This is a genomic window from Gracilibacillus sp. D59, from assembly GCF_052246695.1.
Lineage (GTDB): Bacteria > Bacillota > Bacilli > Bacillales > Amphibacillaceae > Gracilibacillus.
Genome location: NZ_JBQQCK010000001.1, coordinates 189,829 through 202,593, shown reverse-complemented (window position 1 = coordinate 202,593; position 12,765 = coordinate 189,829). Strand labels below are relative to the sequence as shown.

The 12,765-nt window shown below is 38.3% G+C and carries 9 protein-coding genes; 8 read left to right on the top strand and 1 reads right to left on the bottom strand.

Going from position 1 to position 12,765, the window contains the following annotated elements:
• The first annotated feature begins 66 nt into the window (after nt 1–66).
• The 8 genes from ACTWP4_RS01025 (at nt 67) to ACTWP4_RS00990 (ending at nt 10,520) form a co-directional block, all read left to right on the top strand.
• Nucleotides 67–1,014 carry a carbohydrate ABC transporter permease gene (locus ACTWP4_RS01025; protein WP_443126901.1) on the top strand — a complete coding sequence of 316 codons (948 nt, stop codon included), beginning with the start codon at nt 67–69 and terminating at the stop codon, nt 1,012–1,014.
• The gene (locus ACTWP4_RS01020) at nt 1,014–1,856 is read left to right on the top strand and encodes a carbohydrate ABC transporter permease (RefSeq protein WP_443126900.1); all 843 of its coding nucleotides are present in this window, start codon (nt 1,014–1,016) and stop codon (nt 1,854–1,856) included. Before ACTWP4_RS01025 ends, ACTWP4_RS01020 begins: the two co-directional genes overlap by 1 nt.
• A gap of 29 nt (nt 1,857–1,885) precedes the next feature.
• The gene (locus tag ACTWP4_RS01015) at nt 1,886–3,679 is read left to right on the top strand and encodes a sensor histidine kinase (RefSeq protein ID WP_443126899.1); all 1,794 of its coding nucleotides are present in this window, start codon (nt 1,886–1,888) and stop codon (nt 3,677–3,679) included.
• 3 nt (nt 3,680–3,682) lie between these two features.
• A complete protein-coding gene (locus tag ACTWP4_RS01010; RefSeq protein ID WP_443126898.1) occupies nt 3,683–5,299 on the top strand; it encodes a response regulator transcription factor in 1,617 nt (538 codons plus the stop codon).
• A gap of 35 nt (nt 5,300–5,334) precedes the next feature.
• Nucleotides 5,335–5,613: a hypothetical protein gene (locus tag ACTWP4_RS01005; protein ID WP_443126897.1), complete on the top strand. Its 279-nt coding sequence runs from the start codon at nt 5,335–5,337 to the stop codon at nt 5,611–5,613.
• Between the two features lie 21 nt (nt 5,614–5,634).
• Nucleotides 5,635–6,528, top strand: a complete 894-nt coding sequence (locus ACTWP4_RS01000) for a glycoside hydrolase family 43 protein (RefSeq protein WP_443126896.1) — start codon at nt 5,635–5,637, stop codon at nt 6,526–6,528.
• Nucleotides 6,521–8,521, top strand: a complete 2,001-nt coding sequence (locus tag ACTWP4_RS00995; protein WP_443126895.1) for a glycoside hydrolase family 65 — start codon at nt 6,521–6,523, stop codon at nt 8,519–8,521. Before ACTWP4_RS01000 ends, ACTWP4_RS00995 begins: the two co-directional genes overlap by 8 nt.
• 442 nt (nt 8,522–8,963) lie before the next feature.
• Nucleotides 8,964–10,520, top strand: coding sequence for a Na+/H+ antiporter NhaC family protein (locus ACTWP4_RS00990; RefSeq protein ID WP_443126894.1), 1,557 nt, complete (start codon nt 8,964–8,966; stop codon nt 10,518–10,520).
• 41 nt (nt 10,521–10,561) lie between these two features.
• Here the strand turns inward: ACTWP4_RS00990 and ACTWP4_RS00985 are convergent, their stop codons facing one another.
• Complete coding sequence (locus ACTWP4_RS00985) at nt 10,562–12,601, bottom strand: cellulase family glycosylhydrolase (protein ID WP_443126893.1); 2,040 nt, start codon at nt 12,599–12,601, stop codon at nt 10,562–10,564.
• Between the last annotated feature and the right edge of the window lie 164 nt (nt 12,602–12,765).

The window sequence follows — 12,765 nt, the reverse complement described above, 5'->3', positions numbered from 1 at the left end:
AAATCAACCGTTATTGGTTTGCTGAGATGAAGACTTCAATATCAGCGAAAATAGGAGGGGTGACAATTGAAAAATTCAGAAGCTTTGGAAACAACAACTATAAATAAAAAAACGAAAGTAACAAAGGAAAGACGCAAGCAATATATAGCCGCTTATGTATTTCTATTACCATGGTTAATTGGCTTTTTAGGATTAATATTAGGGCCGATGATCAGCTCATTATATTTATCCTTTACACGCTTTGACTTATTGAATCCACCCGAATGGATTGGACTAGCAAACTTTCAGGCAATGTTTCAGGATGATCGCTGGATTGCTTCTGCAAAAGTTACATTAACATTTGTGTTTGTTGCTGTACCAACACAATTGATAGCTGCGTTATTAGTAGCAGTATTGTTAAATAAAAAAATGGCAGCAGTTGGACTTTATCGGACAACGTACTATTTGCCTTCGTTACTTGGTGGAAGTGTTGCGATTGCGATTCTATGGAAAAACTTATTCGAAATTGACGGGTTAATCAATCAAGTCTTAGCCTTTTTTAACATACAGGGACAAGGATGGATTTCGCATCCTGACTACGCTTTAGGCACGATAATCATTTTAGCAACATGGCAATTTGGTGCTTCCATGGTTATTTTCTTAGCAGGTTTAAAACAAATTCCAAAAGAACTATATGAAGCAGCGGCTGTTGATGGTGGTACTAAACCTCAGGTATTCTTCCGGGTTACATTGCCATTGTTATCGCCAGTTATATTCTTTAACTTAGTAATTGAATTAATTAAGTCGATTCAAGTGTTTACCTCAGCCTTTATTATTAGTGAAGGTACAGGGGGACCAATTAACTCAACATTATTCTATACCCTCTATTTATATCAAAAAGGCTTTACTCAATTTGAAATGGGATATGCTTCCGCCATGGCATGGGTATTAGTATTCGTACTAGGTGTGATGACGCTAGTTATCTTCTTCTCATCGAAATATTGGGTGCATTATGAAGACGGGGGGAAACTGTAATGAATCAAAGTAGCAACACAAGCAAACTTTTAACACACGTGTTCATTATCTTATTTGGATTATTTATGTTATATCCGGTTGTATGGATGGTAACAAGTTCCTTTAAACCAGAAACACTTATTTTCTCATCTCCAAGTATTTTTTCTAAAGAGTGGACATTGGATAATTATACAAACGGTTGGAATGTAGTAAGAAATGTTAATTTTGGTCAGTTTTTTAAAAATTCCTTCTTGATTAGTATCATTGCGGTAATTGCCAATCTCGTAACTTGTTCGATGGCAGCATATGCTTTTGCTAGGTTGAAATTCCCATTGAAAAAGCTATGGTTTGCATGTATGCTAATGACTATTATGTTACCGGCGCACGCAACACTTATTCCACAGTATACGATATTTCACAATTTGGGATGGGTTAATTCCATTTTGCCATTAACGGTACCGAAATTATTAGCAACGGATGCCTTTTTTATCTTTCTCATGGTACAATTTTTTAGAGGGATTCCACGTGAGTTAGATGAAAGTGCGATTATGGATGGCTGTGGAATTTTTCAGATTTATACGAGAATCATTATGCCATTGGCAGTACCAGTGTTAATTACAACTGCGATCTTTACGTTTATCTGGACATGGGATGATTTCTTTAGTCAAATATTATATTTAAATACCGTTGATAATTTTACGGTTCCATTAGGTTTACGATTATTCCTTGACTCACAAGGGGAGTCATCTTGGGGATCTGTTTTTGCAATGTCTGTGCTTTCGCTGATCCCGATTACAACTGTATTTTTCATTTTCCAACGATATATTGTGGAAGGTATAGCTACTACCGGTATTAAAGGTTAGTCATACCTTGCGAGAAGAGAGGGTTAGACATGATTCGAAAATTAAAAACGATGATGGTTGTCTGTTTCGTTTTCGTTAATGCCCTCTTTCTTGCAGGAGTCAGTTATTCTTCTTATCAATATTTTTTTAATTTTACTTCTGAAGAAATTAGTGAGGCGAAACTGACACTATTAAATGAAAGCGCTAATAAATTATCAGGCGTGATCCAAAATATTCGTGAGGCAGGGACGTTTATTGCCATAGATCGTACGGTGGTTGATATTTTCAATAATACTGATATGAGTCCCTACCAAGCATTAGTCGAGCGTAATGAATTGAAAAATCTAGTCAATAATGTTGCTTCTTTAAAACAAGAGGTTTATTCGATTGAAATATATACAGATCGTTTTCAGGATCATGCCTATCTCTATGATTATAACGTTCAACCCGAATCCAATTTAACAGAGAAGGCTTGGTTTGAACCTTTTATTAAAAATGTCGATAATGGCTGGGTACCAAGACATACGCACGAACTGTTGGATCGGGAAATGATCAGTTATGTTCATCGAATTTTAAATCAGCGTAGTGAGACAGTTGGTTATATAAAAGTGAATGTTCTGGCTGAAAACTTTCTGGAATATTTAGTAGATATGGATTTGTATGACGAAATTAATGAACCGTTTATTTTATTAAATACCGGTGGAAGAATTATTGCAGAAACACATTCTCGAAAAGAGTTTCCGATATTGAAAGATATTACTGAACCTGTTAAAGGTGAAATTTATGAACGATTAATACCTGAATATGATCAATTAACAGGGCAGCATCAATTAATTCGTAAAGACAATGAATATTACTTATTATTAGTATCACAGCCCAATTATGAACAATGGCGTCTTGTTCAGGTCATTCCGGTTGCCGATTTGTATGGCGAAACGAAAGAGCTTGGTATGAATGTGTTAGTGATTGGGCTAATTGCCATCCTTTTATCGATCCCAATTGTTTACGGTATAGGAAAATGGATTACCAAACCAATCAGTCATATGGTAAAAGCGATGCGCAAAGTGGAAAAAGGCCAATTTGATGTCCAGGTAAAACGACATTTTGTTGAAGAGTACGATATCTTAGGGAAGAATTTTAATCAAATGACAAACGAATTGGCAGAATTACTTGAAAAGCTGGAAAAGGAAAACACCAATCGCCGTGAAGCAGAAATGCGTGCATTACAAAGTCAAATTATGCCTCACTTTCTTTATAATACGCTCGATATGATTAAGTGGAAATCACTTGATCATGACGCTGAAGATGTTGGCGATATGGTAAATAAACTTAGTAAAATGTTACGAATAGGCCTAAGCGGCGGCTTGAAGTTTATCCGCTTGCGTGATGAATTAGATCATGCGAAATGTTATATTGATATTCAAAAACAACGTCAAGCACAAACGATCGACTATAAAGTTCGTGTGCCTGCATCGATGAAGGATTATTATGTGCCAAAGATTATTTTACAGCCGTTTATTGAAAATAGTATTAAACATGGCTATCACAATGTAGATACACAAAAGATGGAGATCACTGTTCATGGCGAGATGTGTGGAAAGAATGATTGTATCAAATTAACAGTCAAGGATAATGGAACGGGGTTACCGGATAATTGGAGTTTTTCTGATGCGAAAGGTATTGGTATTCAGAATGTAAGAGAACGAATTGCCATGTATTGTGGAGAGCAGTTTGATGTAAACATCTATAATCATGAAAAAGGTGGCGTAATGGTCGAAATTCGGGTACCGATTTATGAAGAGCAACCTTTTACACAAGCTCAAGAAGAAGATTCGGGGGAATAGCCAATGAAGTCAATCATTATTATAGATGATGAATTATCGGTACGAGAAGGATTAACCAAGCATGTCAATTGGGAGAAGTTACATATACGTGTATTAGGTACTGCAAGTGATGGACAACAGGCATTACGAATGATAGAAGAAGAAGCACCAGATATTATGATTACTGATATTTATATGCCTGAAATGGATGGTTTGTCATTGATCAAAAAAGTAAGAGAAAACTATCCAGCTATTCGGATTATTATTCATAGTGGTTATAATCATTTCGACAATGCGCGAAAGGCGATTCAATATGGTGTTAAACACTTCTTTCTCAAACCTTCACCTGTTTCTGAAATTGAGACGGTTATTCAGGAAGTGTTGCAGGAAATAGAGTCAGAAGATAAACAACAGGCGATCCTCGAAACATACAAGGAACAACGTCCAGCCTATTTAGCTTATCGTAAGGATACATTTATCCGTAATCTCCTGTTTAACCGCTACAAGTCAAAGGATTTATCAGTGGAAAGTAAGGACCTTTTAAGTGTAGAAGCTGATGATTCACAAATCGTTACATCGATTATGATTAATCGCCCCCCCTATTTAACAAAAGCACATGAGCGGGATTGGCAGTTAATGAAATTTAGTGTAGGCAATATACTTTTGGAGACAATGCACCAATATTCCAAACAAAATGGGTTGGTTACACATCTTCTTGATTATTCTGATTCTACGTACGTGATGGTGGCCTTTTTGCCGGGGAATGATATTTATTTGGAGCAATTAAATGATCAGCTCGTAAATAAGATGCTCGAGAATGTACTTTATTACTTAAAAGTATCAGTTATGATTGGGGTAAGTAATGTCAGAAAAAGTTTACACCAGTTAACAGATGCCTATTCGGAAAGTATGCAGGCATTGGAAGTAGCTGAATATGAAGAATGGAATAAAGTATATCATTACCGGGAAACGAAAGAGAAAGGCTCCAGTGATGCCTATGTATATCCTTTCGAAACAATCAAGGAAATCCATACTAAAATCACCGAGAAGGATTACGATGAGCTATTAGCGATATGGGATCAATTTGTAAACGGTTTATCGGAAGAAGAGTATTCACCTTTTTATATGATCCAGACGATTTCCATTAATCTTTTAAGTGCGCTAATGATGGAAGATCAATCTATGGATCATGGTGAACCACAGCCTGAAGAGAAGTCATCTTTACTAATAGAAGTCTATAACCATCGTACAACAAAGGATTTACTCGAATGGATGACAGAACAATTAAGAAAATGGGTGGATCATTCTAAGAAAGCACTTGCGAGCAAAAAGACTAGTAAATTAGTAGAGCGCGTAAAGGAGCATGTTCATCATTATTATGATGAAGAGATCACTTTGGCTGAAATTGCCGACACGCTATATGTAAATCGTAATTACCTATCGCAATTGTTTAAAAAAGTAACCGGTGAGACATTTGTAAATTATTTAAACCAGTATCGGATAACGAAGGCGAAGGAATTATTGCGCGAAAAAAGGTACATGGTTTATGAAGTGAGTGAAATGGTAGGGTATCAAAATTCTACCTATTTCAGTCAAGTGTTCAAAGCCATTACCGGCGTCAGCCCGTCTGAATATTTTTAAGGCTCGGTGATAAAAGCAAGAGAAAAAGGGAAAAAGTGTCTTCGAAAAGCGTTCTCGAGGACAAAAGAAAGACAAAAGTGGGAAAAAAGTCTTCGAGAAGCGCTATCGAGGACAAAAGAAAGGCAAAAGTGGGAAAAGTGTCTTCGAGAAGCACTCTCGAGGACAAAAGAAAGGCAAAAGCGGGAAAAGAGTCTTCGAGAAGCGCTCTCGAGGACAAAAGAAAGACAAAAGTGGAAAAAGTGTCTTCGAGAAGCGCTCTCGAGGACAAAAGAAAGACAAAAGTGGAAAAAGAGTCTTCGAGAAGAGAGGATTAAGTTCATAAGGGAGAGGATTTAATGAAGGTAAATCAGGAAGTCCAAATTAGAGATCCATTTGTTTTTGTAGATCATGAGCAAGGAAAGTATTATTTATTCGGCAGTACCGATAAAAATATCTGGGGGAAGGGTACTGGCTTTGATGTTTGGATTGGTGACGATTTAAAACATTGGGAAGGCCCCTATCCAGTATTTCGTCCAGATGTTGAGTTTTTTTCAGACGAGAATTTCTGGGCACCGGAAGTACATGAGTATAATGGTTCCTATTATATGTTTGCTACCTTTTTGTTAAAGGATAGTGGTAAACGTGGAACAGCTATTCTAAAATCTGATTCACTAACAGGTCCGTTTCATCCACACAGTGAAGGGATTGTCACACCGGAGGACTGGTTTTCGCTCGACGGAACATTACACATTGATGAAGAAGGAAAGCCATGGATGGTGTTTTGCCATGAATGGGTACAGGTAGGTGACGGAGAGATTTGTGCTGTTCGTTTAAGCGAGGATTTACAAGAAGCGATGGGAGAACCGGTTACCCTTTTTGCAGCATCAGAAGCACCTTGGCCAACATCTTTTAAACATAAAACACGTAATACTCAAGAGAATTATGTGACAGATGGTCCATACATATATCGTGCTGAAAATGGTGAATTATTGATGTTGTGGGCAAGTTTTGTAGATAATGTCTATGCCCAAGGGATATCCCGATCGACAACAGGTATGGTAACAGGCCCTTGGGTACATGATGAAAAACCATTATTTGCAAGCGATGGTGGTCATGGAATGCTATTTCATGATTTAGCGGGGCAATTACATCTTACTCTTCATTCACCAAATAAAACGCCGAATGAACGACCGGTTTTCATTCGAATGATAGAGCATGAAGGTATTCTTAGGAGGGCTGACGATGAATAGAAAAAAGATCGTCGATAAACATTCACCTGTCGTGACCACGATAGAACCAAGAGCACCATTATCGGTTGGAAATGGTGAGTTTGGAATGTCGGTTGATTTTACCGGATTACAAACATTTCCTGAAAAATATGTGACACCATTAAGCACACAATCAAATTGGGGTTGGCATGCTACTGGCGGATCAGATACCTATACCTTAGACAATGTGGAGATGCAACATTACCAAGGGGCACGATATCCCCTTTTTCCAGAGAATAAAGAAGAAGCTTATCACTGGCTCAGACAAAATCCCCATCGATTACAACTCGGTCAGATTGGTTTTCTTTTATATGATCAAGCAGGTGAACTTCTTCCAATGGAGGCAGTCAAACCTGTTAAGCAGCAGTTACATTTATGGTCAGGTGTGATCGAAAGTGAATTTATTGCTGATGGTGAACAGGTTACGGTCAAGACTGCTTGTGCACCTAATGATGATGTGATCGGAGTAACTATTTCTTCTTCATTACTGAAAACAGGCCGATTAGCGGTCCAATTAGCTTTCCCGAGTCCAAATGTTCGGGATCGAAAATGGGAAAACACATTGGCATTGAATTGGGAAGAAGATGGTCATCAAACAAAAGTTGTTGAACAATCTGATCAATCACTTACCCTGAAACGTGTAATGGATGATACGTCTTATATGGTAGGTTGGAGTTGGAATAACGGTGAGATGAAACAGATTACAGACCATCAACTGTTGTTAACACCTGATAATGAAACGTTGGCATTTTCGCTGTCCTTTTCTAAAGAGAATATGGTGCAGAAGTTGGTGAACGAGATTTTTGGTGAAGCAATGGAGTATTGGGAATCATTCTGGTCTAATGGCGGTTTCCTGTCTTTTGAAGGGAGTAAGGATTCTCGTGCGGATGAATTAGAACGTCGGGTGATTTTGTCACAGTATCTATTGGCCGTACACAGTGGAGGGTCGGTTCCCCCACAGGAAACAGGCTATATGTATAATAGTTGGTTCGGAAAATTCCATCTAGAAATGCATTGGTGGCATGCGGCACATTTTCCATTATGGGGAAGAAGCTCTACCTTGGAGAAAAGCATGGATTGGTATCTTGATATATTGCCAAAAGCTTATCAGTTGGCCGATTCCCAAGGATATCAAGGTGCTCGCTGGCCAAAAATGGTTGGCGTAGAGGGTGAACAAACACCATCACCGATTGCGCCAGGCTTAATTTGGCAGCAGCCCCATCCGATTTTCTTAGCAGAACTGTGCTATCAAGCTGAAAAAGATGAGCAGATGTTGAAGCAGTTTAGGGAAGTTGTATTTGCATCGGCTGATTTTATGGCATCCTTTGCAAGCTATAATCAAGAAGATGGTGTTTATCAACTTGGACCAGGGTTAATTCCCGCCCAAGAGAATCACCGGATGGAAGACAGTGTCAACCCGCCTTATGAATTGGAATATTGGCATTTCGGTTTAGGCATTGCGATTGAATGGTGTGAGCGATTAGGTGAAGATGTACCGGAAAAATGGATCGATGTCAGAGAAAATATTGCCAAACCACGTGTGAAAGATGGGGTATATTTAGCTCACCGGGACTGTGATAATACCTTTACCGAAAAAAATCACGATCATCCATCAATGGTAGCTGCTCTTGGCGTATTACCGGGAGAATTAATCGATCGAGATGTAATGCTCAACACTTTGCATACGGTCAAAGAGGAGTGGCAATGGGAAACTGCTTGGGGGTGGGACTTCCCAATGTGTGCAATGACAGCCGCAAGATTAGGTGAACTGGAGTTAGCTGTCGACTTTTTATTAATGGATCAAGTGAAAAATACTTACTTGGTTAACGGCCATAACTATCAACATGACGCACTAACCGTCTACTTGCCCGGAAACGGAGCTCTGCTGATAGCTGCGGCGATGCTTGCAACTAAAACAGGACTTCCAGAGGGGTGGATGATCCAGCAAGAAGGATTAAAGAACATATACAGGTAGTAATGACGCTTATGATTGGAAACATCTTTTCTTATGGACAAAGTATTATGACAATCGGTAAAAGTGTCCATAAGATTAATTCTTGTGGACATAATTTAGGAAAAAGGATCTGAACTGTCCGTAAGAAACGATCTTATGGACAAAAAAGTGGAAAAAGCTATGGAAATGTCTATAAGAATGGCTCTAATAGACATAATGGCGAAAAAGTAAGCAAAAGTGTCCGTAACAACAATCTTTATCCTTCACAACAGTCGGGGATATTCCAAATTAACTCAGCATTTTCGCCTCTTCAAATTTAATAAAAAAAGTCAGTGACAGATGCTTTGAAAATTGGTACACTAATTTAGTATGTGATTTCGGAGTAGAACAGTGATGGACTTTGTTCTGTTACTGTTTTTTTCTGTGTTTAATTGGACAGGATAGTAATAGTGGAGGTAATGGAATGGAAGGAACTATATATTCACTAATTCCGGCGGTTTTGATGCTGGTATTAGTACTAATGACTAGGAGAGTTTTATTATCGCTAGGGACTGGGATTGTTGTTGGGGCTTTGCTTATTCACGATTTTAATATAGTAGCAAGTCTTCAGCAAATCTGGTTCGTGTTTCGTGACATTTTCTATACAACAGCGGATGGCTGGAATTTAGGAAGTATTTATTTACTCGCCTTTTTGCTGTTATTAGGAATTATGACAGTAGTAATGACGGCTTCTGGAGGAAGCAAAGCTTTTGGAGATTGGTCGATCGAAAAAGTGAAAACAAGACGAGGTGCACAGCTTGTTCCATCATTTCTAGGTGTTCTTATATTTATTGATGATTATTTCAACAGTTTAGCAGTTGGACAAGTTTCCAGACCACTGACAGATCGCTATAAAATTTCGCGGGCAAAATTAGCTTATTTTATTGATTCGACTTCTGCGCCAATAACGGTAATTACACCGATTTCAAGTTGGGGAGCATACATTATCGGGACGCTTGGTTCGATTTTTGTAGCAGCAGAAGTGACGGAATTTCAGCCGTTAGAAGCATTTATAAAAATGATTCCATTAAATTTGTATGCTTTTGCGGCATTGCTTTTAGTATTTTTAGTTGCTGTGTTCAGCATTGATATCGGCGCAATGCAAGTTCATGAAAAACGAGCACTTAAAACAGGTCATGTGGTAGATCCTGCAAAGAAAACTATGTCAGCGGATATGGAAAAAAATGCAGTCGTGAACGAAAATGGAAAAATCACACACTTATTAATTCCAATTATCGTTTTGGTAGTCGCTACCGTGGCAATGATGCTTTACACAGGCTATCAAGCTACTGAAGGTACTGCAACGATATTAACGATGTTTGAAAACACAAATGTAAACCTGTCTCTTTTTGTTGGCGGAGTAAGTGCTGTAGCAGTCGGACTACTCATGTACGTTTTCTTAAAAGGAACTAAATTATCTGTGGCGAAAGTGATAAAAGATGGATCACTATCTATGATGCCGGCCATTTATATTTTAATTCTTGCCTGGATGATTGGATCTATTATTGAAGTAATTGATACAGGCGGTTATCTGGCTAATTTAGTCGATCAGGTTTCATTTAACGTTAATTATTTGGCACTAATGCTGTTTATCATTGCTGGATTTATGGCTTTAGCAACTGGAACATCTTGGGGAACATTTGGTATCATGCTTCCGATTGCTGCACAAATTGCTATGGCATATGATGTTGATTTAGTACTTCCGGCAATGGCTGCGGTACTGGCTGGGTCTGTTTTTGGGGATCACTGTTCACCTATATCTGATACATCAATCCTATCCTCTACCGGTGCAGGGGCAAATCACATGGATCACGTGATTACCCAATTGCCATATGCATTTATCAGTGCTTTGGCTGCAGGGATTGGGTATCTAATCTTCGGTTTAACCGGTCAAGTGACATTATCGTTAGGTGTTACATTACTATTTGTCATCATGATCGCTGTTTTATTCAGTGTTGGAAAACAAAAAAAACAAGTGTAAGAAAAGGGCCACAGCGTAAATAGCTATGGCCCTTTTGCTGTTTATTCTGTTTTTATCTTACGATACCAGGACAAACTCCCGATGCCGAACACTATCAAGAACACACCAATCCCCATAAAATTGAATTGAGTTGTTGCCGTATCAGGTAATCGGTTGTTTCCGTTATTTTCAGATATGATTTGTTGATTAGATTGACCTTCAGATTCTGAATCGTTATCGTTATTAGATTCAGTAGTCGTTTCTCCCTCATTTGATTCATCCGTTTGATCTGTTGATTTGTTTTCCTCTTTTTCTGTTTTTTCCTCTTCTTTCGGTGATTCCTCCTGTGGGCTGTCTGTCTCTGGCTCTTCCTTGACAGGATCATCCTGAACAGGTTCTTCTTCCAACGGTTCCTCTTCTTCCACTAGTGTAGAAACAGTTTCCCCATCCTTGACAAACGTATAGTCAACCGTTTCACCACTCCAGTAATGGAAGGTAAGATGTACTTCTCCATCTTCGACTTCATTAAAAAATGTATCCTTTAGTGCGATAAATCCATCTTCATAGTTGGGGGAGAAAGTATATCCGAATTCTTTAAAAGGTGTCCAGTTCTGTGGCCCAGCTATCGAACCATCTGGATAGTAAGCTTCCATTGTCGCTAATTGATCACCATTAAAGTTAGTTGGAATATGGAATTCTGATGTCGTTCCTGCAGTCTCTTGCAGCTCTGGTGTTTGATAAACCCGTATATCAATATCCCAATCGACCCCATCACTAAATGTAACGGTTAATGTAGAGACAGTACCAAGGTCATTCCCAGTTACAAGAGAACTTAATAATTCCTTGGAAAAAGTGATGGTATTTTCTTCGATTTGATAATCGGTACCTTCTTCTAGCTCTTGATCACCCTGATAAATTGCTTCAAAATCATTGCCATGTAGTTCGAATGTTATTTGTTCATCTGTGATTGCTTCTGATTTCTTAAGGTAAATGAAATTATCATTCGGAACAGCGGATCTAGTATGCCAACTTGTTTGTAAGATATTCGTAAATTCCTGATCAGCCCATTCCAGCGTATTGCGGTTTAAATGTTGACCGTTGTCCCAAAGCATATGGACCAGTCCTTTTTTCTGGGCATAGTGAAGCATGTATTCAAAGAATTTCAGTTTTTCTCCTTGTTGAATAACACCAGTGTCGACGTCAAAACCAAGCAGTCCATATTCACCGATAACTGCTGGAATACCATTAGCCGTAAAGGTGTCGTGAACCCGATCAAATACGGTATGGATATCATTTTTTGTGTCTTGTTCAAATCGGGTATACCCTGCAATATTGACACTAAATGGCCAAAAACCATAATAATGAACGGTAGCAATAATATTGGGATCCTCTAAGGCTTCAATAAAATCATATAATGCTGAAACTTTTTCTGGTTCGGAGCCGGTATCAAGTGTAGGTAACACTAATGGCCGAATATCATTATTCCCGCCGGATTCTCTAACAATTTGATGAAAATTAGTGTTCAATTCATCCAAGTATTGCTGACTTTCCTCAGCAGTTCCCAAAAATCTCGGTTCATTGATGCTTTCAAACATTAATTTGGTCGAATCATCTTTAAAATGTTCTGCCAATTGTGTCCAAATGGCGTTAAACCGTGCCACTGTTTGATCATGGTTTTCTTGCATTCCAGATTCGATCCAAAGCCATGAATCATGATGAATATTAATCATCACATACAAATCCTCTTCCAATGCCCATTGCACAGTTTGGTCAACACGACTTAAAAAATCTTCATCAATCGCAAAATCACCGCTTTCCTCCATACGTTGATCAAATGTGATCGGTATGCGAATGCTTTTAAATCCTTCATCGGCGACTTTCTCGATTAATTCCTTTGTAACATAAGGGTTTCCCCATGCTGTTTCATCCTCTCCAACAGCGTCAAAAGTATTGCCAAGATTCCAACCTGGCTGCATGTTCTCTGCATATGTTTGGATATCAACTTCATCGGTGGAGTCTTCTTTTGCGAATGTGGTGATAGAAGTAAAACTAAGAAGTAGAAAAACAAAAATGAGAATGGTTATGGTGAACTGTTTCTTCAATATCAATCCCTCCAATAATTTATTAGAAAGCGCTTTCTAATGTTAAATCTATCATACAGATTCTTTAGCGAATACATAAAAAACAAGTGGTATTTTCAAGTAAAAAGGAGACATGAATGAAAAATGTTTGTGTTTTCAGCAACATTAATTTACAAACTATTAAC